We start from the raw sequence: 21,328 nt of genomic DNA, 5'->3' as shown, positions 1-21,328 counted from the left end.
TTACAGAACCTGTTTTTTAAAAGCAATTATTCTCTGACATTAGTCTTGATTTTCTTTTTATTTCCTGTTATTCTCTTTCCGTATGACTTCTTGGCAAGAAATAATTCAATCTCAAATCAAGAAAAAAATTTGGCCTGTTAAACCAGGTGATGTAGTGAGGGTTTATCAGGAATACAAGGATAAAAAAGGAAAAGTCCATACTTCTATTTTTGAGGGAGTGGTTTTAAAAATCTCTTCTGGCGCTGGTCCAAGCAAGAGTTTTACTGTCAGAAGAGTTGTTGATGGAGTAGGTGTGGAAAGAATCTATCCCCTCTTCTCTCCGACAATAAAAAAAATAGAGATTTTACGGAGACAAAAAGTGCGCCGCGCCAAGCTTTATTATTTAAGAGACTTGAGCGGTAAAAAACTAAAACTAAAACGTAAAGATATAGACAAAGAAACTTTAGCGCTTTTAGCAGAAAGAGAAGAAGTGGAAAAAACTAGCTCCAACAGCAGGAAAAAGGGTCAGAAGGATGACAAAAAAACAAAGGAGTAAAAAAATCTTTTCTGGGTTTAAAATTCAGGGTTCTCAAGCAGAAAAAATTGCTGAGCGGTTTCTAAAAAAGAAGGGTTATTTAATTCTAGAAAAAAATTGGCGTTCCTCCTTAGGAGAGATAGATATTATAGCTTTAGAGCCGGGTTTATTTTGGCAAAAGATTGTTTTTCCTAAAGTGCTTCCTCATTCCAGAGTAGTTTTTATTGAGGTTAAAAGCGAAAAAGGGGGTGGATTGGCTGCGGAGCGTATAGATAGGTTCAAACAGGAAAAGTTAAAAAAATTAAGCCGGCTTTATTTACAAACTAAACATCTCAATTATTGCTTTTATCGCATTGATGCCTTAATAGTGAAGATTAGAGAAGGAAAGACGATTATTAAACACATTGTTTCTGCAGTTGAAGATTAAAGTTTTGAGCGTTAAATTAAGACTATGGTAAAAACTCGCTTAGCCCCTTCGCCTACAGGCAAACTTCATATTGGTACTGCCAGAACTGCTCTTTTTAATTTTCTTTTTGCCCAAAAAAACAAAGGCAAGTTTATTTTACGCATTGAAGATACTGATTTGGATCGTTCACGGCCTGAATTTGAAAAAGATATTTTAGAAGGACTGAAATGGTTGGGTATTGAGTGGGATGAGCCAAAGAGTGGGGTTTATCGCCAATCACAAAGGTTAGACTTGTATCAGCAGTTCTTTGCTCAATTAAAAAAAGAAGGATTAGTATATGAGTGTTTCTGTACTCCCAAAGAGCTGGAAAAGGAAAGAGAAGAGATGCGCAAAGCTGGTTTGTTGCCCCGTTACTCAGGCCGTTGCAAAGGACTTGGTGAAGATGAAAAGAAAAAAATGCGAAAAAAAAGGCAACCTGCTTGGCGTTTAGATGTAGAGAAAGTGGTGGAAAAAGGGGGGTTGCCAGAAGTTTTGGTCTTTAATGATTTGATCAGGGGGGAGATAAAAAAGAATGTTAAAGAGATAGGAGATTTTGTTGTTGTCAAAAGCGATCAGATGCCTGTATTTTTCTTTGCCGGTGTGGTGGATGATTATTTGATGAAGATCACCCACGTAATTAGAGGGGAGGATCATATAACCAATACTTTTAGCCAACTTTTGCTTTACAAAGCTTTAAGTATTAGTCCTCCTCAGTTTGCTCATATTCCTTTGATTTTAGAAAAGGACAGAAGCAAGATGAGTAAGCGGCGTGGCGGCAGTCAGGTTTTTGATTTGCGCCAAAAAGGATATTTGCCTCAGGCAGTGGTTAATTTTTTGGCTCTTTTGGGTTGGAGTCCAAAAGATGACAGTGAATTTTTATCTCTAGAAGAACTTAAGCAAAGATTTGATCTTAAAGGTATTAAAAAAGGCGGTTCAATTTTTGATAGGGAAAAACTTGATTATTTAGCTGGGCTTTGGATTCGTCATTTTAAACCACAAAGGCTTGTTGAATTTTTTCTTGAGTGGTTAGAGTGGCGCAGCAAGAACTTGGGAGAGGATTCTCTTTTTCTTTCAATTGATAGAGGCCAGCTTTTAAAAATTATCTCTATTTTTCAGACCAGAAGTGTAGTTTTAGAAGATTTTCTTCAGGCTGAGTATATTTTTAAAATGTCTGATTATCCTCGCGAACTACTAATTTTTAAGCGTTCAGATTTAGATAAGACAAAAAAAGGATTGGAGAATTCTTTAAAAGCTATAAAAAACTATCAAAGTGCTTGGCAAATAGAAAAAATTAAGGAAGTTCTTGTTGGAGTGGTAGAAAAAAGCGGTCTTAATAATGGCGATGTTTTTTGGCCGGTGCGGGTGGCACTTTCAGGCCAATCTGGCTCCCCCTCACCTCAAGAGTTAATGTGGGTTTTGGGCAAAAAAGAGAGCCTAAAGCGTCTCAAAAAGGCTTTAGAAAAGTTGTCCTCTTAAAATTGGTGTGGAAAAAATCTTCTTTTTCTTTAGCTAAAATAGAGGCATAAACTAAACCTTATTCTATGGCTTGGTATTGGTGGGTAGTGATTATTGCCGTGGTGTTGATTTTGGTTTGGTGGCTTTGGTCCTCTTCCAAAAAGGAAAATGGAGGAGGGGATCAAACCCAAACCCCTGCTGCACCACAATAATAACAAAAAGATTTTTTCACGCTGTTTTTTGTTTCGTTATTTTTTCCTGAAAGGAAGAAAAGTTTTTGTTTTGTGATAATATAAAAACAAGATGAGTAAGATTTTATTTGTTATTCCTCCCGAGGATTTTAGAGATGAAGAGTATTTTATTCCCCAGAGAGTTTTTACTGAGCAAGGTTTTACAACAGACACAGCTTCTTTATCCAAAGGTTTGATTAGAGGAGCAGGAGGGAAGAAAACAGAGGCGCGTTTCTTGGTTTCTGAAGTTAACCCTTCTGAGTATGAAGCAGTTGTTTTTGTCGGCGGCCCGGGTATGGTAGATTTGGTGGCTGAAAAAGAGTTGGTTTCTTTTGCGCAGAAGTTTTTTCAGGCTCAGAAAGTAGTGGCAGGTATCTGTGCTGCTTGTGCTGTATTAGCCAATGCTGGTCTGCTTAAAGGTTTAAGCGCTACTTGCTGGGATGGGGTCAGGGATGTTTTGGTTAAGAGAGGCGCTAATCTGACCCCAAAACCAGTAGTTTGGTCAGGCAGAGTGATTACAGCTAATGGCCCTTTGGCAGCCAAAGAGTTTGCTGAAACGGTAGTCAAAGCTCTGTCTGAATCTTGATTTTTCGGTTTTTTTTCTTTATTCTTGCAGGGAATTATTGATTTTGATTTTTTGTTGAGTGCTGGGTCCGTAGCTCAACTGGTAGAGCAGCTGCCTCTTAAGCAGTGGGTTGGGGGTTCGAGTCCCCCCGGACCCTCTGGTGGTTTTTTGGCCCCATCGTCTAGTGGTTTAGGACGTCAGCTTTTCAAGCTGAAAACCCGGGTTCGAATCCCGGTGGGGTCAATAATTATTTTAAGACCGAATACTTTTAATGCTTATTACTGCCCATACTGTTATAGGTTTCACTATTGGGGTTGTTTCTGGCAATCCCTATGTTGCTGCTCCTTTGGCTTTTGCTAGCCACTACCTTTTTGATGGTTTGCCTCATTTTGAGGTTTCTTCTTTTCGTAAACCAGAAGAAAGGGAATTAAAGCCAAAAAATTTATTTGAAGCACTTTTTGTTTTTGCTGATCTCGTTTTAGCAGCAGTTATTTTGTTTTTGTTTCGTGCCCACTGGTCAGAAGCCTCTCTTTTGGGGTCGCTTTTTGCTGTTCTTCCTGACTTTTTGGATAATGTTTTTCTTTGGTCCGGCTTTTTCCATCGTCTCCCTTTGTTTGATAGATTGTATAGTTTTCATAAGTCTTTTCACTGGACTGCTCGGGGCAAAGATATTTTTCTGGGAATGGTTGTTCAGCTTTTTGTTATTTTGGGTTGTATTTTAATCATTTTGGCGGTTTAGGGAAATAACTATTTTTTAGGTTAAGTATTGTTTTTCTTTTGTTTCTTATTGAATAAATTATTAGCTTGGAAGCAGAATTTACTTTTCCCCTTGACCCACCCTTTCTTCCCCCTGTAAAATAGAAAGCAGTATTGAGGGCCTGTGGAAAACTAATCAAGGAGGTTTATGGCTTATTCTTACACCAACTCTAAAGGCCAAACCTATTATCTTCACTCTCGGGAGGTAGACTTGAGAGGAGGCAAAACTGTACGGATTTACTGGTTTGCTAAAAGTGTTGATGATTCAAGAGCAGTTGATGAAATGCCGGCTGGTTATGAAGTTGTGGAGAGTCAGAGAACTGGCTTGCCTATTTTGCGCAAAAAGAAATAGCTTGGGTTAAAAGCCGCCCTTCGGGGCGGCTTTTTTATTTTGTCCTAAATGCGCTATAATTATTGATTGTGAAAAAAAGAAAGTTTTCCAAAGAAATTCGTATTAAAGAGGAGAAAAAGAAAAAAACAAAGAGGAAGAAAAAGTGGTTGTGGGTTTTTTTAGGTGTGGTGATTTTGGCGCTTGTGGGTGGCTTTTATTTTTACTCTCAACGTCATCTACCGCCAACAGCAGAAGAACAGGTTTCAAAATTGTTTAATAATAAAGTAAAAATTCCAGAGACCAAACCCAAGTTTCCCTCTTTGCTTACTGGTGAGCTGAAAGATAAAGAAAAAACAGAGTTAAGACCTTTTGCTGTAGTGATAGAGAATCATTCTGCTTCCCGCCCTCCTTCAGGGTTAAGCAAGGCGGGTTTGGTTTTTGAGAGTTTAACCGAGGGAGGAATTACACGTTTTTTAGCTTTTTTTGATGAGTTGCCAGAGGAGGTTGGGCCAATACGTTCAGCCAGAACTTATTTTGTTGATTGGGCGCAAGAGTTGGGAGCTTTTTTTGTTCATTGCGGCGGCAGCACCGAAGCCTTAAAGAAAATTTCTTCTCTTTCTGGTTTTTATGATATTAACCAGTTTTATTTTGGTTCTTATTTTTGGCGTGATCGCAGTCGTTATACTCCGCACAATTTATATAGTTCTAAAAATTTGTTGGAAAAAGTTGTAAGAGCCAAAAAATGGTCTGAAAAAGCAGATTACTCTCCTTGGTCTTTTAAAGAGGAGGCTTCTTTGGCAGAGAGAGGCGATTTTAAAAAAGCAAGTATTAGTTTTTCCACTTCTTCTTATAAGGTAGCTTATGTTTATGATCCTAAAGAGAATGTTTATCAGCGCTATTTGGCTGGTGTTTTACATAAAGACAAAGATGGCTCTGAGATTAAGGTAAAAAATGTTGTTTTGGCTTATTATTCTGGTTATCAATATTCTTCAGAAGGTCATACTCTTTGGCATTTTGATACTCGCACTCAAGGTAAAGTTAAGGTTTTGCGAGATGGTAAGGTGATTGAGGGTAGTTGGGTTTTTTCTGACCGAACCAGATTTTTTGATGAAAATGGAGCAGAAATCAAATTAAACCGAGGCTCTACCTGGATTGAGGTTATTGCTCCCAGTGTTTCTGTAGTTTTAGAACAAGGTTCAGATTAATTTTTAGTTTTGTGTGTTTGCTTTAAGGTTTTCTTTTGTTATTATCAATTTTAGCTTTAAATAAAATTCTAATGTGCTGTATCAAAAGTATCGCCCGCAGTTTTTCTCTGAATTAGTTGGTCAAGATCACATAAAAGAGATTTTGCTTGAGGCTTTAAAACAAAAAAAGGTAGCTCATGCTTATCTTTTTTCTGGTCCTAGAGGTACAGGCAAAACCACTACGGCGAGATTATTGGCTAAGGCTTTAAACTGCCTAAAACCGCGTTCTTCGGGTGAACCTTGTGGTCGCTGTGCTAATTGTTTAGCTTTTCAAGAGGGTCGGTTTATGGATTTAGTTGAGATTGATGCTGCTTCCCATACAGGAGTAGATAACATTAGGGATCTTAAAAACCGTATCTTGCTTGCTCCTTCAGCTGGGCAGTACAAGGTTTATATTATTGATGAAGTACATATGCTTTCCAAAGGCGCTTTTAATGCTCTTTTAAAAACGCTTGAGGAGCCTCCAAAAAATGTAGTTTTTATTTTAGCTACAACTGAACCTTTTGCTGTTATTCAAACTATAATTTCCAGATGCCAGCGGTTTGATTTTCAGCCTTTAAGTGTTCAGGATATCTATAAAACTCTGCGCCGAGTAGCAACAAAAGAAAAAATTAAAATTTCTCCTGAAGCTTTAAAGATTATTACTGTTTATGCTCAAGGCAGTTTGCGTGACGGTTTTTCTTTTTTAGATCAAGTATCTTCTTTACGCGGAGAGATTACTGAGAAAAGGGCAAAAAAAGCTTTAGGCATTATTGATGTTGGGGCTTTGGTTAGGATTTTTGATGCCCTTTCCTTGAAAGACAGAAGGGTGATTTCTGAGATACAAAAAGAGGCTAAACAGGGTTTTTCCTCTTCACACCTGATTAATGCTATGTTGCGTTATCTGGAGGATTTAATTTTTCTTCGCACTACCAAGAATTCCATATCGCCTTTAACTAAAGAGATGCAGACAAAAATACTTCGACAAGCGGAGAGTTTTGATCTTCTTTCCCTGTCACGTCTTTATCAACTACTTCTTCAGGCTCGTTTTCAAAGTAAAGATATTGAGGTAGAGACTTTGCCTTTAGAGATGGCGTTGCTGGGATTTTTAGAGGATTCTTCTTTATCTGAAGTGCAACCAAAAGTGTCTAAAAAAAAAGAAAAAATTAAGAGCAAACAATTAAAAAAAATAAAAAAGAAGGAAGTTTCTGATTCAAATTCAAAATCAGAAGATATTAAGGATTTTGAAGCAAAGTGGGAAAAAGTGGTTACAGGTATGAAAAAATACAATCACTCTCTTTCTGCTTTTCTTGCTAAATCTGAAGCTAAGTACAATAAAGGGAAAATATTTTTGCGAGTGCCGTTTAAGCTATACTACGAAACTTTAAAAAAACCAAAAAACCTTGATTATTTACACAAAATTATCCACAAAGTTTTCCACTCTGAGCTTAAAGTAGAGTTATATTTAATGCAAAACAGGCCAACTCAGGAGATAAAAAAGATATTTGGTATTTAGTATTTTTTTGCTCTATTATTTTAGTAATGGCAGAGAAAAACTCAGATCGTTTGCCTCCGCAAAACATAGAAGCAGAAAAGACGGTTTTGGGGTCTATACTTATTGATGCTGATGCCTTTATTAAGGTAGCTGATATTTTAACAGCGCGCGATTTTTACGACGACAAGCATCGTATTATTTATGAAACAATGGAAAAGATGTTTGAAAAAAGTACGCCTATTGATTTAGTGACCCTAACCGAAGAGTTGCGACGCAAAAAAAAGGCTAAAAAAGTAGGGGCTGCTTATTTGAGTGAGTTGGCTTCTTTTGTTCCTTCCAGTGCTCATATAGAAGAGCATGCTAAAATTGTGGCTGATAAAGCGGCTTTGAGACGTTTGATTTCTGCTGCCTCTCAGATTATTGAAGATAGTTTTAAGGCAGAAGAAGACGCAGCCGGAGTTTTGGATAAAGCAGAAAGGTCTATTTTTTCTGTTAGTGAAAAACATCGGCGCAGTGATTTTGTCTCCCTTCACGATGCTTTAGCAGAAACTTATGAAAGATTAGAGAGATTACATGAGGAAAAAAGCGGAGGGGTCAGAGGTTTGCCTACAGGGTTTTCTGAATTAGACAATATGCTTTCTGGTCTTCAGCCCTCTGACCTAATTATTTTGGCAGCGCGGCCAGCAATGGGCAAAACTTCTTTTGCTCTTAATATTGCTCTTAATATAGCTTTAAAGGCAGAGATTCCTGTAGGTATTTTTTCTTTAGAAATGAGTAAAGATCAGTTGATTGAACGTCTGCTTTGTATGGATGCCCAGATTGATTCTTGGAAGATGAGAACTGGAAAGCTTTCAGATGAGGATTTTTCTCGTTTAGGGGAATCAATGGGTAGATTATCAGAAGCCCCTATATTTATTGAGGATACTCCTAATATGACTGTTTCGGAAATAAGGGCCAAAGCGCGGCGGCTTCAGGCAGAGCACAAAATTGGATTTTTAGTAATAGATTATCTTCAGTTGATGCAGGGAGAAAGAGGTTCTTACAATGAAGCCAACCGGGTTCAGGAGATATCAGAGATATCTCGTGGTCTCAAAGCCTTAGCTAGGGAGCTTGATGTGCCTCTTTTGGCCTTATCTCAGCTTTCCCGGGCTGTAGAACAGAGACATCCTCAGATTCCTCAGCTTTCTGATTTAAGAGAGTCTGGTTCATTAGAGCAGGATGCTGATGTGGTTATGTTTATTTACCGCGAGGATTACTATGATAAGGATACAGATAGAAAAAATATTGCTGATATCTTAATACGCAAACACCGTCATGGTCCTACTGGCGAAGTAGAGCTTTACTTTGTGGCTGATCAATTGCTTTTTAGGGAAGTTGATAAACGCCACGAGGTAGAAATCCCTGCAGATGAAATTGAGATTTAATTATGACTAAAGATATATTTGAACAAGCTGAAGAGATTATTGATTGGTCAGTTATTGAAAACTATGAAAAAGAAGATACTATTGCTTCTTGGTCAATGGCTTTAGCTGAATTAGCCAAACTTTTAAATTATTTACTTGAAGATCAAGGGTATCTTGGACACTCCTTAGAGGAAAAAATAAAAAAGGCTAAAGTTAGATTTACTGATCTTAAGGGACTGAAAGCATCTCTTAGTATTTATGAAAAGGTATTTAAAGAGTACGGAGAAACGGTTACTCTTTTAGATTTAAAAGAGGCGGTTAAAAACCTTAAAAAGGCAGTAAAGGATTTAACTGCTGAAAGTGATTTTTCGCCCCCTACTCTTTTGGAGAGAATTAAAACCAATTTTGATTACTTCTGTTCTGATAAAGAACGTTTTTATCGCTCGGGTTTATTCTTTCTTTCTTTTTTAATTATTCTTTTTGTTTTGGATAATACCCATTTTGGACAGAATTTTATTGCTATTTTAGCTTCGTTTTTTTATTCAATTCTTTCCTGGCTTATTTTAGCAGGTATTATTATTGGAGCAGTGCTAATTCTTGCCTTGGGAACTATATTTTTTCTTGGTCGCGGAAAATAGACAATATTCTGTGGATAAAGTGGATAATTTATCCACACTTTTTAAGTGAACGCGTAAAGTCAAGAATATTTATTTTTGTTCAAAACCTTTTTCTATTCTTTATTTTTCCCTTAAATAAGGGTATTTCAAGCTTTTTTTATCGTTTTTCTTGACAGCGAAAAACGATATTTGGTAAAATAAAAATGTCCCAGAATTGGGACGTACCTAAGAATCCCCTTTCCTCTTCGGCTTGCCGCTTCTGTCAGGCAGGTTGAGGAAGAAAGGTTAACCTTTCTGCGGGCGTAGGCCACGGTGGGAAAATTAAGTCCATAAGCCGGAGAGTCTGCGCCCGCTTTTTGTTATAGAGGGTATATTAGACTATTTTTTCTTTTTTGTCAAGATTAAAGGTGTCTTTTAAGGTTTTTCCAAATTAGAGAGATTTCTTCTTTTGCTTTGAGATTGGTAAAGGGTATAGGTTTAAGTTCAGCTATGGCTTGGAATATTTTTTGATCATAACTAATTTGACCTAAATACTTATTTCCAGCTAACTTTTTAAGGTTTTTCTCGATCGCTGAATTTAGTCCGTATTTGTTTATTACTAAAAACCAAGGAATATTAAAGTGTTTAACTACAACCAGCAAGTTTTCTAAATCTTTTGCGCCCGAAGGGGTGGGTTCAGTAATAAGAACTGCCAAATCAGCTCCTCTTAAAGCTGCATTAACCGGGCAGCCGGTTCCTGGAGCTGAGTCAACAAAAATAAGATCGTTTTTTTGTCGCCAACCTTGAGACTCTTCCTTCATTTTGTCAATAACTTTACCAGATCCAGTTTCTCCGGGGGAAAGTTGACAGCCGACAAAATCAAGGTTTTTTAGGGCTTTATTTTTAAAAACCAAATAGCCGTTTTTAACTGGTTTCATTTTAATAGCTCCTTTTGGACAGATTTCCTGACAGAGTCCGCAGCCTTCACAAACAAAAGGTATAAATTTTAGTTTTTTGTTTTCCATCTTTAGGGCTCCAAAAGGGCATTTCTGGGCGCATAATCCACAATTAGTACATTTTTTGGGGCTAATTTCTGGTTTTTGGGAGGTTGATATTTTTTCTTTTCTATCCCATTTTTTTATTCCTCCTAACCAAAGGGCTAAATTAGGTGCATCAGCATCAGCATCTAAAGCTAAAACTCTTTTTTCTTGGGAGGCTAAAATGGCTAAAGAAGCAGTAAGCATTGATTTTCCTACCCCGCCTTTTCCTGAGCCAATGAATATTTCTTTCATAAGTCAGAGAGTTTTAAGTTAAATTTACCTTGGGCGTATTGTTTAACCAATTTTTTAGAATAAGGTATTTTGTGTTTTATGGGGATATTGTGTTTAGCTGCTATTTCCTCTATTTCTTTAGTTTTGCCTAAATCAACTTGGTTGATGATGATTTCAACCGGTTTTTTGAGTTTTTGCAGTAAGTTTATAATTAGTTTTAAGTCGTGCGAGCCTAAAGGAGTTGGTTCAGTGACTGCCATAGCTTTGTCTACCCCCAAAAGAGCGTGAATAACTGGACAGTGGGTGCCAGCAGCAGAGTCAATAAGCAGGTAATCAGCTTTTTTTGTTTTGCCTATTTTTTGGCTAAACTCAATTAGCTCTTTTACTACTGGGCCGGTTTCCTCTAGCCCCTGTTTAGCTTTGCCGGTTATAAGAGTTAAGTTTTTCTTTGGTTCAGAGAGAAAGATTTTCCCGCTCATCTTTTTGATTTCTTTAATGGCGCCAAAGGGACAGATTTCTTTACAGAGATGGCAAGCACCGCACATTTCATGGAGAAAAACTGGGTATTGGTTGGGTGCCTGAAAAATAGCTCCAAAAGGGCATTTTTGGGCGCATAATCCGCACTTCTGACATTTTTCTTTGATTAATTCTGGAAAATAGGCATATACCTTCTTTTTGTCTTGTCCTATTGGCCAAGAGTTGATGAGATAAATATTAGGGCATTCTACATCTGCATCTACAAGTATCACTTTTTTACCTTGGTGTAAGAGCTCATTAGCCAAAAGAAGGGCAAAAGTAGATTTGCCTGTTCCTCCTTTTCCGCCAGTAATGCCGATTATCTCCATAGTTAGATTTTTTTGTCTGAGGTGTGGGTGGGAGAGCTAAGGATTTTTGTTTTTTTGTTAACAAAATCTTTGGCTGCTTCTATAGCTAAATTTTTCTTTGTTTGATGGAGCTCTACGAGGTTATTTCGCAGAGTATGAAAACTTATTTCCCCCACATTCTTAACTATTAAGCTGTCTATTTTTTGCTTAAGTAAAAGTTTTACTGCTTTTAAGCCAGCATGGATAGAAAGGTCTTTGGCTTTATTTTCTATGATTTCATAAGAGATAATTTTCTTTTTATCTATCTTGATTAAAATAAAAAAATTAGCTCTGCCAAAATGGGGAGAGATTTGAGAATCTAAACCATTGTCACTCTCAATAGGCAAAGCAACCTTTATTTTCTCTATTTTGTATGGTTCAGTGTGGATTGAAAGTGATTCTAAATTGTTTATTCTGCGCTTCACTTCTTTTTCAATCTCCTTTGTTATCTCATGTGATCTGTCTAAAGGAAGATCGCGGTTAATCAAAATTGTAGTTTCTCCAAAAATAAAAGGACCGGAGCGTCTTAGTCTTAAAAGTTTGATGCCTCTGACGCCAGAGATTTTAAGAATAGTTTTTTCTATTTTTTTCTCTGTTTCTCTGGGGATACCAGCATCCAAAAGAACTAAAAGGCTGTCCCAACCGTTTTCAATAGCAATTTTGAAAACCAAAACTGCCAAAACTAAGGCCACTCCCCCTTCTATGTATGGCCACTTAAAATAGGAGGCAAATATAGCAACTACTACCAAAAGAGAAGTGAAGATGTCGGTTAATGATTCTTGTCCGTTGGCTACCAAAGAGGCAGAGTTAATTTTTTTGCCTATTTTTATTTCGTACCAAGCTAAAAGAGCAGCTATTGCTGAAGAAAGAAAGGTAACAATTAAAGGTAAAGTCAGAGTGGTGGTTTGAAAGTGGGGGTGAAGCAAATTTTGAATTCCAGCCTTAGCGATTTCTACAGCGGCGTAAAGAATAAAAATACTGGCGATTAAAGCAGCTAGTGTTTCAGTTTTGTAAAATCCATAAGGGAATTTTTCAGTAGGTTTTTTCTGAGAAAGTTTAAGGCCAAAATAGGAAGCTAAAATAGCCACAGTATCAGCGCCTGAATGAAAAGCATCAGCGGTTAAAGCCAAATTATGACTTAACCAGCCCACTAGTCCCTTGACCAAAGCTAAAAGGAGAGTGGAAACAGAAGCCCAGAAAGCGATTCTTTCTCCTGTTTTAAGGTTTTTTCTTTTTTTGTCCATAGTTTAAAGATTGGGAAAGTTGTTTCTGCTTCCTCTTCTGCCCTGGCCAAAACCACCGCCTCTGCCTGCACCTCTACCCATACCTCTGCCCCAACTTCCTTGAGTTTGAGCAGTAGTTGAAAAAGGGGTAAGGTTGTTGTTTTCCCAAGCCGCTAAAGCTTCTTTAGCTGAACCATTAAAAGAGTAAAGTTTGATCCCTGCTTGTTGTAGAGCAAAAAGAGAGTTAGGGCCAAAGTTGCCAGCAATAACTGCTTCCGCTTTTTGACTGGCAACAAATTGGGCAGCGGCAATACCTGCTCCTCTAAAAGCTTGAGCTGATTGGTTGGGTACTATTTCCTGTTTTTTGCTTTCAGTGTCGTGAATTAAAAAATAAGGACAGCGGCCAAATCTTGGATCTACAGCTGAATCCGCTGAAGAAGAGGAAAGAGCAATAACTATTTTCGCCATATTAGTTTTAATTTTACTGGTTTGTGTTTTGGTTATCAGTTGCCTGGATCTGTGAATTAGGTGTGGGGTTTGTCCCCCAGTCTCTAACCATTACCCCTTGGCACTTGGGGCACTTCATTGATTGGCAGGGAACACCCGGTTGCTTGGGAGTTTTGTAGCCGCACTGGGTGCAGACGCAGTTGCCTGTTGGGCCTGCGCCTCTGCCTCTACCCATACCTAATCCCCGACCCCCTCTTTGACCAAAACCTCTTCCCTGATTGTTGTTTTGGTTTTGCCAAATTGGACCGGTTCCATCACCAAAAGGCATAGTTTTGTTTTAGTTTCTCCTAACTTCACTATAGCACACTTGTCAAGTTTATCTGTTGAGATTAAAGAATGAAATAGCGTTATTAGTAGTAATTTCAGCGATTTTTTCTGCTTCTTCTCCCCTTAGTTCAGAGAGTTTTTGCACAATAAGAGGCAGAAAACAAGGTTCATTGCGTTTCTCTTCTGGTTTGGGCGAGAGAAAAGGAGCATCTGTTTCCATCATTACTCTTTCTAAAGGTATTTTTTGAAAAGCCTCTTGTGCTTCTTTTGAATAAAAAGTAAGGTAGGTAAAAGAAAGATAGTATCCCAAAGCAATTAGCTGTTCGGCAATATCCCAGTTGCCTGAATAGCAATGAACTACTGCTTTAGGCAGGGGAGATATTTCTTGTGATAAATTAATAAGATCTAAAAAAGCATCATTTGAGTTCTTTGAGGGGCGTATGTGGAGGATGAGTGGTTTTTGTTCTTCTAAAGCGAGGGTGAATATACGTTTTAAAATTTCAATTTGGAGTTCTGGATTGATTTGGGTGGGGCGCTGTTTGGAAGCAAAGTAGTCTAATCCTACTTCACCAATAGCAACAACTTTTTTCTGGCGGAGTAGTTTTTTAAAATCTTGAAGACGAAAAACATTTAATCGTTGGCCGTAGTTTTTAAGATAAAATCCTTTAGGGCTTCCGTTTTCAACAAACAGACTTCCGCCCCCAGCTAAGTAAAGGGGGTGGGCGCCTATACTCGCGTAAATTTCCTGGTATTTTTGGGTTAAGGCAACAGCTTTGCGAGATGTTTTTTCATTAGCAGAAGGCACAACTATTTTTTCTACCCCTGATTCTTTGGCCCGTTTGATTACTAAATCTAAGTCAGCATTAAAATCATTGAAATTGAGATGGGCATGGGTGTCAATAAGGCGCATAGTTTTTTAAGTTTTTAAAAGATATTGGGATAAAACAATACAAGCAGTAATAACTATTAGAGCAACCCATTGTTTTTTCTTTATTTTTTCTTTTAAGAAATAGGGTGTAAAGACAAAAACTAAAACAGGTCCCAAGAGACTTATTAGAGTAGTTTGGGCTACCCCCAAGATTTGGTAAGCATGATAAAAGAATACCATTTGAATAGTAGCCAAAAAGCCGATTAAACCAACAAAAGCGGTCTGAATAGGATTGAGGTTGGGTTTAAAGTTAGGTTTAACTGCTACTAAAACAGCAAAAAGAGGCAGAGTGCTGGCGCAGCGTAAAGTATAAAGGGCTTCAGGAGAGAGAAAGTATAATAATTCTTTGATTAAAATTGCTTCTGTAGCAATTCCCAAAACAGCGATAAATAATATTTTTTCTTGTCTGGAAAAATCTAAACCATGGTGATTAATATTAGCCCAGATAAGAAAGCCGCCAGCAATAAGAGCTGGGATAAAGATAAGATAGCTTCTTTCTTCAGGCAGAAATAGAAAAGCTAGAATAATAGTAATAAGAGGACTAAAAGAGATAATCAGTTCTGATTCCGACATCTCTTCTTTTTGTAAAGCATAGGAAAAAAGAGCATTCCAAGAAAAAGCGATAAGGACAAGGATTATTAATAGAAATAAAGGTGTTCCTTGGAAAAACTCTTTTGTGGGCAGTGTTTGGTTATGAAGAGACCACAAGAAAGCAGTCAACGCTAAAAAGAAAAAAACTACTAAATTGAATATACGGTTGTTGATTTTGAGTTTAGAAAGACTGAATTTTTGAGCCACTAATGTAGCCGCAGAGATTAAGGTTGCAGTTAAGGCGTAAAACATAGTTTTTACTCTTCAATTTTTGGAAAAACTATCTGTTTCTCCCTTGTTTTTAAACTTTCTTTTAATTTTTCTCCCTCATCAGGCAAAAAGAAACTGAGATAGTGAGCTATTTGTTGTAAGCTCAAAAACAGCTCTTTAAAAAGTTCATCCAGCTTTTCTTGGGCTTGATTGCGCAAAGAAAACTCTTGGCCCTGAGCTGCCTCTTTTATCAGTTCCCATGGCTTGGTTTTATCGATAAGCTGGTTTTTTTCTTGGGCTAGGTTATTGATTTCTGTTAATGTTTTCCTAAATCTTAACTCTTTTAAGAGGTTTTCTATTTTTGGATTAGAATTGAACTCAATTTCTGCTTTAAAGCTTGGATATTTTTTAATTAAAGCCAAAGTGCGGGAAAAAAGGTTGCCAATATTATGAGCTAAATCGCTGTTATAGCGTTCTTTGAGATTTTTTAGGGAAAAATCTCCATCTCTGCCAAAAGCAAATTCTTTAAAAAGGTAGTAACGTACTGGAGCTAAGCCGTATTGTTTTTTAAGCTCTAGAGGACTGACAACATTTTTTAAAGTTTTAGACATTTTTTGTCCCTCAATAGTGAAGAATCCGTGAGCAAAGATGTTTCTGGGCAAAGGAAGCTCTAAAGACAAAAGCAAAGCAGGCCAGATAACAGCGTGGAAACGCAAAATATCTTTACCAATTAACTGCCAATCTGCTGGCCAAAAATCTGCTACCGCCTCTTGGATCTCTTCCCAGCTTTTATTTTTAAAGTTAAACCCTTTTGAGGCTAAAGGTCCGGAAAGGTAGTTTAGAAGTGCATCTACCCAAACATAGGTTAGCTGGTTTTTGTCCCAAGGAAGCTCTATTCCCCATTTGACCCTTTCTTTAGGTCTGGATATAGCTATATCCTGAAGTTTTTCTTTTTCTAAAAAACTTAAAACCTCTTTCTCTCGGTTAGAAGGGCGAATTCTTAAATCTTCTCCTATATGTTTTTTTATTTCTTCTTGAAACCGGCTTAAGCGGAAAAACCAATTCTTTTCTTTGAGTTTTATAGCTTTGGTTTGGTGGATAGGGCACTTGCCTTTGACTAAATCTTTTTTGTTTTTAAACTCTTCACAACCTTCGCAGTAATAACCTTCGTATTCCCCTTCATAAAATACTCCTCTTTGTTTTAGTTCACTGAGAACTCTTTTAACAAACTCTTCGTGAAAAGGGTCTGTGGTGCGGATAAAGAAATCATAATTAATCTCCAGATCTTTCCAAGTTTTTTGGTAGAGTTGCGACATTTGGTCGCAGAATTCCTTGGGGCGGAGTTTGTGTTTAAGAGCGGTTTTATAGTTTTTGAGACCGTGTTCGTCTGTGCCGGTCAAAAAGAAAACCTTTTGTTTAGTTCTAAAGTAGCGGCTCAAAATATCAGCAGCTAAAGTTGTATAAGTATGCCCCAGGTGGGGTTTATCATTCAGATAATAGATTGGAGTGGTAATAAAAAAATACTTCATTGACTTTGTAATCTTAAATTATTTTAGGACTACTTTCAATATTATCTTTAATTAAAGATGGTTATTAGAGATAATGAAAGATATATGAAGTTGTTTACAGCAATTAAGCAGCGGTTTTCTTGCCGACATTTCCTTCTGAAACCGGTGGAGGAGAAGAAGCTGATGTTGGTTCTTAAGGCAGCTACTTTTGCTCCTTCAGCAGGCAACACTCAGGATTGGCGTTTTTGTGTGATTAGAGACAAGAAATTAAAACAACAACTGGCTGAAGCTTCGCGGGGACAGGATTTTATTAGTCAAGCTCCGGTGGTAGTTGTGGTTTGTAGTGATATTGAAGAAATCTCTAATCACTATGGGAGGCGAGGAGAATGTGTTTATGCTTATCAGAATGTGGCAACAGCCACAGAGAATCTCCTTTTGGCGGCTACAGGTTTGGGTTTGGCTGGTTGCTGGGTGGGTGCTTTTGATGAAGAAAACGTAGCCCAAATTTTGGGTCTTTTACCTGCTCTTAGGCCTTTAGTTTTAGTTCCTTTGGGTTATCCAGCAGAAAAACCAAAGCCAAAGCTACGCAAGTCTCTTCAGGAGGTGGTTGTTTTTGAAAAGTAGTGGAGCTATCTGGCGATTTCTTCAGCGCGGGTTTCGCGGATGGTGATAACTTTAATTTCACCGGGATATTTAGTCTCTTTTTCGATTTTTTCAGCAATATTTTTAGCTAATTTTTTCGCCTCATAATCAGAAATTTTTTCCGGTTCTACAAAGACTCTAACCTCTCTGCCGGCTTGAATGGCATAGGCTTTTTGTATGCCTTTGAAGCTGGTGGCGATATTTTCTAATTCCTGAATACGTTTTAGATATTCTTCAGCTGTTTCTCTTCTGGCTCCTGGTCTGGCTCCGGAGATCATATCAGCTGTCATCACAATCCAGTCTTCAGTAGTTTTGGGTTCTTGCTCTTCGTGGTGAGCAGCAACAGCGTTTACTATTGTTTTGGCTACCCCGTATTTTTTAAGGATATCTTTGCCTATTTGGGCGTGAGAACCGGGGATTTCATGATCTACAGCTTTGCCAATATCATGAAGCAATCCAGCTGTTTTAGCTACATTGACATCTGCTTTTAACTCTTCGGCCAGCATGCCAGCTAGCCGTGCCACTTCAATTGAATGCTGAAGAACATTTTGTCCATAACTAGTTCTAAACTTTAATCTTCCTAGCAATTTGGTTAAATCAGAGTGTAGTTGCGGTAGCCCCAATTCATAAATCGCCTGTTCTCCAGCTTCTTTAATCTGCTGGTTAATCTCTTCTTCTGCTTTTTTTACTGTTTCTTCTATACGGGCGGGGTGAATCCTGCCGTCAGCGACTAATTTTTCCAAAGCAGTTCTGGCGATTTCCCGCCTGACTGGATCAAAAGAAGAGATAGTCACTACCTCTGGTGTGTCATCTATAATTAAATCTACGCCGGTGAGTCGTTCAAAGGTTTGAATATTTCTTCCTTCTCGACCAATAATACGGCCCTTCATTTCGTCTGAGGGAAGTTGGACTGCAGAAACCGTATGTTCAGCAGTAAAATCCTGAGCCAGACGATTGATAGTGGTAGCCAATATCTTTTGTGCTTTTTTGTTTCCTTCTTCTTTGGCCTCTTCTTCTTTTTTCTTAATGAGACGCGCCAACTCTTCTTCATACTCTTCCTCAACAGCTTTAAACAGCATTTCTTTGGCTTTTTCTTTTTTAAGACCAGCTACTTGCTGTAGAATCTTCCTCTCCTCTTTTTTAAGAGCTTCAATTTCTTCTTTTTGCTGTTTTATCTCTTTTTCAATCTCTTCTTGTTGTTTTAACTTTTCCCGGAGTTCTTTTTCTTTTTCTTCTAAAAAACCTTCCTTGCGTCGCAAGGCGGACTCTGTTTCTTTAAGGTATTTTTCCTGCTCATCAGCTTTTTTTTCAGCTGATTTTTTAATTTCTTGAGCTTCTTTTTGCGCTTTTTCTAAGAGAGCTTCGCGTTCTTTTTTTGCCTTTTGGAGGATTTTTTCTGCTTTTTTCTCAGCTTTTTGTCGGCGGGTTCGAGAGATTAAATTTTCTAAAGAATATCCTATAGCTAGGCCTAAAACACCAAAAATTAGAGAGAGAATAGTGATATTCATAGGTGCTCCCTGATTTTATTTTTCTAAAAATTGCCAAAGGCATTGGCTTTATTTTATAACCAGAAGACTTAAGAGTCAAGTTAGACAACAAGCTAGATAAAAGGATAATTTTTTATCCACAGCCTTCTTTTTTCCAGTAATAATGGACTTTAAGAAGAGGTTTTGCTACCTTAAACACTATGAAAGTTCTTTTTGTTGGTGATATTGTGGGCAGGATCGGGCGTAAAGCGACAGAGTTTTTGGTTCCTAAAATAATTAGAGAGGAACAGATTGATTTAGTGATCGCTAATGGTGAAAATTTGGCCCATGGTAAAGGTATAACTGAAAGTACTGCTGAACAGATGCTAAAAGCCCAGATAGATGTTTTAACTAGCGGCAACCATATTTGGGCTAAGAGAGAATCAGAGGTGGTGCTGAATAAATATCCTGTAATTAGACCAGCTAATTACCCTGATGCCATTGGCCGTGGCTATATAGTTATTGAATCAGGAACTAAAAAAGTGTTAATTATTAATCTTTTGGGCCGAGCCTTTATGCGTGAGTCTTTGGATTGTCCTTTTAAAAAACTGGATTCCATTTTAAAGGAAAATAAGGGTTTATTTGATATTGCTTTGGTTGATTTTCACTCTGAAGCCAGTAGTGAAGCTAGAGCTTTTGGCCTTTATGCTGATGGCAGGGTTGAGGCTGTGTTTGGTACCCACCGGCACATACCTACAGCAGATGCTCAAATTTTGCCCAAAGGGACCTTTTATATAACTGATGTTGGTATGGTAGGAGCTTACCCTTCGGTGTTGGGTATAGAAGGGGGAGAAATAATCAAGAGTTATCTCAGCGGTATGCCTTTTAGGCATAAAATTCCTGAAAGCGGTTCAGTTGAGTTTAATGCTGTTTTGTTAGAGATTGGCAAGGAGAAAAAGTTTAAACAAATAAGAGTTGTTGGCGACTTAGAAAACTTAGAGTATAAATAGCCCTTCCAGTATTTTAATTTAAAAATATCTTTGTTTTATTTTCTTGTTTTTTTAATTTCTATTCCCTCCCTCACTTTTTCTTTAAGTGGTTTGCCGGCTTTGAAGTGAGGTATCCAGTAGTCAGAGATTTTCATTTTTTTATGGGTTTTAGGATTGCGGATTGTTCTTCCTTTGCGTTTTCTTACTAAAAAAGTGCCAAATCCGGAGATTTTAACTTTTTCTCCTTTGGTGAGAGCAAGAGTAATAATATCAAAAACAGCTTCTGTTAAGGTTTGCGCTTTTCTTTCAGAGAGTTTTTCTTCTTTAGCTAACTGCTTGATAAGCTCCTTTTTTTTCATAAATGTTGTTTAACTTCTTGGTCTATTTCTTTTTGGATTGCTTTTTGTTTTAAGGCTTCTTTCTTGTCTTTCTTTTTTTTCTTTTTGGCTAAGGCGATTTCTATCTTGATCCACCCTTTTTTGTCAAAAATTTTGAGAGGAATTAAACTTAATCCTTTACGTTGTTGCAGTTCTTTTCTAATTTCAGCAATTTCTTTTTGGGTTAAAAGCAATGGCCTTTCCCGGTAAGGGTCTAATTTCTCCCCTGATTTGGAGTATTGTCCAATGTGGGCATTGATGAGGTATAGTCCTTTTTCTTTAAGTAGGCAAAAGGCTTCATTAAGTGATATTTTCCCTTCGCGGATTGCTTTGACTTCTTGTCCTAAAAGGGCAATGCCGGCTTGATAGCGTTTTAGAATCTGGAATTCATATCTGGCTTTTCTGTTCAGAGAGAATATTTTCATAGGTTGGAGACGGTTTCTTCCAGAATTACTAAAATTACAGCCAACATTGGGATAGCAATAATTGCTCCCAAAATTCCTCCGAGTTTTGCTCCGACTAAAAGGGCAAAAATAGTTAAAACAGGGTTTAAATCAATAGCGCGGCGCATTACTAAAGGAACCAAGAATTGGTTTTCGATCTGTTGGATAATAACATAAGCAATAATGACGCCCAGGGCTTGCCAAGGAGAAACAAGAAGAGCAATGGCCACAGCCGGGATTGCTGCTAAAACTGGTCCTATTGCTGGTATGATTTCTAAAATGCCTGCTAAAAGCGCAAGCAGTAGAGCGAATTTGACTTTTAGTATTGAGAGAGCAATAAAAGTAATCAGACCTACAATAAAGCAGAGGACAACTTCTCCCAATGTCCAGGCGCCTAATTTTTCCACTACTCTTTTAAGTATGCGGCGGATTAATTTTCTCTGTTTTTTAGGGAAGAGTTTGAGAATTGTTTGGCGAAAATGACCCTTGTAAAGCAAAAGATAAAAACTGGCTACTACAATAACCAAAAAGGAGACAATGCCGCCAAATATAGAAATTACTCCTGTCCACGCGCTCTGGCTGAATTGGGAAAGGGTTTGCGCTAAAGAGTTTAATGAGTTTTGTATGCCTTGGTTCAAAAAGTTAAAGTGTTGGGTTTGTAAAAGAATCTCCTTGAATTGAGAGAAGTAAGTAGGCAAATATAAAGATAAAAGTTGCAACTGCCTTACCACTGGAGGGATAAAAGCATATATGACCAGAGCTAAAATAAATAGAAATGTTATATAAATACTGACAGCAGAAAGAAATCGGGGGATACGGCGGCGCTCTAAAGCACTTACCAAAGGATTAAAAGCAGCAAAAAATAAAAGAACAATAAAGAAAAGAAAGATAACATCTCTGATATACCAAATTAAAAAGACAAGAAGTAGAGAGGCAAAAAACCAAACAATGCTTTTGGGCGAGATGCTTAACTCTTGTTTCATTACTTTGTATTTTACTACTGATATCTAAAAAAGAAAAGAGGAGCTTT

The 21,328-nt window shown here is 37.6% G+C and carries 24 protein-coding genes and 2 tRNA genes; 14 read left to right on the top strand and 12 right to left on the bottom strand.

Going from position 1 to position 21,328, the window contains the following annotated elements:
* Positions 1 to 82: 82 nt before the first annotated feature.
* From rplS to J7K05_00195, 12 genes are all read left to right on the top strand, one after another.
* The gene (gene rplS / locus J7K05_00250; protein ID MCD6194624.1) at positions 83 to 535 is read left to right on the top strand and encodes a 50S ribosomal protein L19; all 453 of its coding nucleotides are present in this window, start codon (positions 83 to 85) and stop codon (positions 533 to 535) included.
* A complete protein-coding gene (locus tag J7K05_00245; protein MCD6194623.1) occupies positions 513 to 941 on the top strand; it encodes a YraN family protein in 429 nt (142 codons plus the stop codon). Before rplS ends, J7K05_00245 begins: the two co-directional genes overlap by 23 nt.
* Positions 942 to 965: 24 nt before the next feature.
* Positions 966 to 2,435, top strand: coding sequence for a glutamate--tRNA ligase (locus J7K05_00240; GenBank protein ID MCD6194622.1), 1,470 nt, complete (start codon positions 966 to 968; stop codon positions 2,433 to 2,435).
* Between the two features lie 282 nt (positions 2,436 to 2,717).
* Positions 2,718 to 3,230 (top strand): DJ-1/PfpI family protein, encoded by a 513-nt coding sequence (locus J7K05_00235; protein MCD6194621.1) that lies wholly within the window; start codon positions 2,718 to 2,720, stop codon positions 3,228 to 3,230.
* Between the two features lie 63 nt (positions 3,231 to 3,293).
* A tRNA-Lys gene (locus tag J7K05_00230) sits at positions 3,294 to 3,366 on the top strand.
* 13 nt (positions 3,367 to 3,379) lie between these two features.
* Positions 3,380 to 3,452: transfer RNA gene (locus J7K05_00225), tRNA-Glu, on the top strand.
* Positions 3,453 to 3,480: 28 nt separating this feature from the next.
* Positions 3,481 to 3,948: a hypothetical protein gene (locus J7K05_00220; GenBank protein MCD6194620.1), complete on the top strand. Its 468-nt coding sequence runs from the start codon at positions 3,481 to 3,483 to the stop codon at positions 3,946 to 3,948.
* A 165-nt stretch (positions 3,949 to 4,113) separates the two neighbouring features.
* Positions 4,114 to 4,317 (top strand): hypothetical protein, encoded by a 204-nt coding sequence (locus tag J7K05_00215; protein MCD6194619.1) that lies wholly within the window; start codon positions 4,114 to 4,116, stop codon positions 4,315 to 4,317.
* 68 nt (positions 4,318 to 4,385) lie between these two features.
* Positions 4,386 to 5,501 (top strand): DUF3048 domain-containing protein, encoded by a 1,116-nt coding sequence (locus tag J7K05_00210; GenBank protein ID MCD6194618.1) that lies wholly within the window; start codon positions 4,386 to 4,388, stop codon positions 5,499 to 5,501.
* Positions 5,502 to 5,574: 73 nt separating this feature from the next.
* The gene (gene dnaX, locus J7K05_00205) at positions 5,575 to 7,035 is read left to right on the top strand and encodes a DNA polymerase III subunit gamma/tau (protein ID MCD6194617.1); all 1,461 of its coding nucleotides are present in this window, start codon (positions 5,575 to 5,577) and stop codon (positions 7,033 to 7,035) included.
* A 26-nt stretch (positions 7,036 to 7,061) separates the two neighbouring features.
* Entirely contained in the window at positions 7,062 to 8,438 is a 1,377-nt protein-coding gene (gene dnaB, locus J7K05_00200; GenBank protein MCD6194616.1) for a replicative DNA helicase, read from the top strand.
* Positions 8,439 to 8,440: 2 nt separating this feature from the next.
* A complete protein-coding gene (locus J7K05_00195; protein ID MCD6194615.1) occupies positions 8,441 to 9,055 on the top strand; it encodes a hypothetical protein in 615 nt (204 codons plus the stop codon).
* 380 nt (positions 9,056 to 9,435) lie between these two features.
* Here J7K05_00195 and J7K05_00190 read toward each other — a convergent pair whose 3' ends face one another.
* The 8 genes from J7K05_00190 to J7K05_00155 are packed head-to-tail and all read right to left on the bottom strand — an operon-like array spanning position 9,436 to position 16,402.
* On the bottom strand, positions 9,436 to 10,305 hold the full coding sequence (locus tag J7K05_00190) for an ATP-binding protein (GenBank protein MCD6194614.1): 870 nt from the start codon (positions 10,303 to 10,305) through the stop codon (positions 9,436 to 9,438).
* The gene (locus J7K05_00185; GenBank protein MCD6194613.1) at positions 10,302 to 11,129 is read right to left on the bottom strand and encodes a P-loop NTPase; all 828 of its coding nucleotides are present in this window, start codon (positions 11,127 to 11,129) and stop codon (positions 10,302 to 10,304) included. The genes J7K05_00190 and J7K05_00185 overlap by 4 nt, the downstream gene beginning before the upstream one ends.
* Positions 11,130 to 11,131: 2 nt before the next feature.
* Positions 11,132 to 12,391: a cation diffusion facilitator family transporter gene (locus J7K05_00180; GenBank protein MCD6194612.1), complete on the bottom strand. Its 1,260-nt coding sequence runs from the start codon at positions 12,389 to 12,391 to the stop codon at positions 11,132 to 11,134.
* Between the two features lie 3 nt (positions 12,392 to 12,394).
* Positions 12,395 to 12,838, bottom strand: coding sequence for a NifB/NifX family molybdenum-iron cluster-binding protein (locus J7K05_00175; GenBank protein MCD6194611.1), 444 nt, complete (start codon positions 12,836 to 12,838; stop codon positions 12,395 to 12,397).
* A 13-nt stretch (positions 12,839 to 12,851) separates the two neighbouring features.
* The gene (locus tag J7K05_00170; GenBank protein ID MCD6194610.1) at positions 12,852 to 13,145 is read right to left on the bottom strand and encodes a hypothetical protein; all 294 of its coding nucleotides are present in this window, start codon (positions 13,143 to 13,145) and stop codon (positions 12,852 to 12,854) included.
* Between the two features lie 48 nt (positions 13,146 to 13,193).
* A complete protein-coding gene (locus J7K05_00165; GenBank protein MCD6194609.1) occupies positions 13,194 to 14,054 on the bottom strand; it encodes a TatD family hydrolase in 861 nt (286 codons plus the stop codon).
* 6 nt (positions 14,055 to 14,060) lie between these two features.
* Positions 14,061 to 14,915, bottom strand: a complete 855-nt coding sequence (locus tag J7K05_00160) for a DMT family transporter (protein MCD6194608.1) — start codon at positions 14,913 to 14,915, stop codon at positions 14,061 to 14,063.
* Positions 14,916 to 14,920: 5 nt separating this feature from the next.
* On the bottom strand, positions 14,921 to 16,402 hold the full coding sequence (locus J7K05_00155) for a methionine--tRNA ligase (GenBank protein MCD6194607.1): 1,482 nt from the start codon (positions 16,400 to 16,402) through the stop codon (positions 14,921 to 14,923).
* 84 nt (positions 16,403 to 16,486) lie between these two features.
* Between J7K05_00155 and J7K05_00150 the strand changes: the two genes are divergently transcribed.
* The gene (locus J7K05_00150; GenBank protein ID MCD6194606.1) at positions 16,487 to 17,005 is read left to right on the top strand and encodes a nitroreductase family protein; all 519 of its coding nucleotides are present in this window, start codon (positions 16,487 to 16,489) and stop codon (positions 17,003 to 17,005) included.
* Positions 17,006 to 17,010: 5 nt separating this feature from the next.
* Here the strand turns inward: J7K05_00150 and rny are convergent, their stop codons facing one another.
* The gene (gene rny / locus J7K05_00145) at positions 17,011 to 18,531 is read right to left on the bottom strand and encodes a ribonuclease Y (protein MCD6194605.1); all 1,521 of its coding nucleotides are present in this window, start codon (positions 18,529 to 18,531) and stop codon (positions 17,011 to 17,013) included.
* Positions 18,532 to 18,710: 179 nt separating this feature from the next.
* On the opposite strand from rny, the gene J7K05_00140 reads away from it, so the two are divergent.
* A complete protein-coding gene (locus tag J7K05_00140; protein ID MCD6194604.1) occupies positions 18,711 to 19,499 on the top strand; it encodes a YmdB family metallophosphoesterase in 789 nt (262 codons plus the stop codon).
* A gap of 35 nt (positions 19,500 to 19,534) precedes the next feature.
* On the opposite strand, the gene J7K05_00135 is transcribed toward J7K05_00140, so the two are convergent.
* From J7K05_00135 to J7K05_00125, 3 genes are read right to left on the bottom strand one after another with little or no spacing between them, the layout of a single operon-like run.
* Entirely contained in the window at positions 19,535 to 19,837 is a 303-nt protein-coding gene (locus tag J7K05_00135; protein ID MCD6194603.1) for an HU family DNA-binding protein, read from the bottom strand.
* On the bottom strand, positions 19,834 to 20,280 hold the full coding sequence (gene smpB, locus J7K05_00130; protein MCD6194602.1) for an SsrA-binding protein SmpB: 447 nt from the start codon (positions 20,278 to 20,280) through the stop codon (positions 19,834 to 19,836). Before smpB ends, J7K05_00135 begins: the two co-directional genes overlap by 4 nt.
* Positions 20,277 to 21,281, bottom strand: coding sequence for an AI-2E family transporter (locus J7K05_00125; GenBank protein ID MCD6194601.1), 1,005 nt, complete (start codon positions 21,279 to 21,281; stop codon positions 20,277 to 20,279). The genes smpB and J7K05_00125 overlap by 4 nt, the downstream gene beginning before the upstream one ends.
* Positions 21,282 to 21,328: the final 47 nt, after the last annotated feature.

This window comes from bacterium (assembly GCA_021157605.1).
Taxonomy (GTDB): Bacteria; Patescibacteriota; UBA1384; order JAGGWG01; family JAGGWG01; genus JAGGWG01.
The sequence above is the reverse complement of the archived record's forward strand: the minus strand, read 5'-3'. Positions and strand labels throughout refer to the sequence as shown.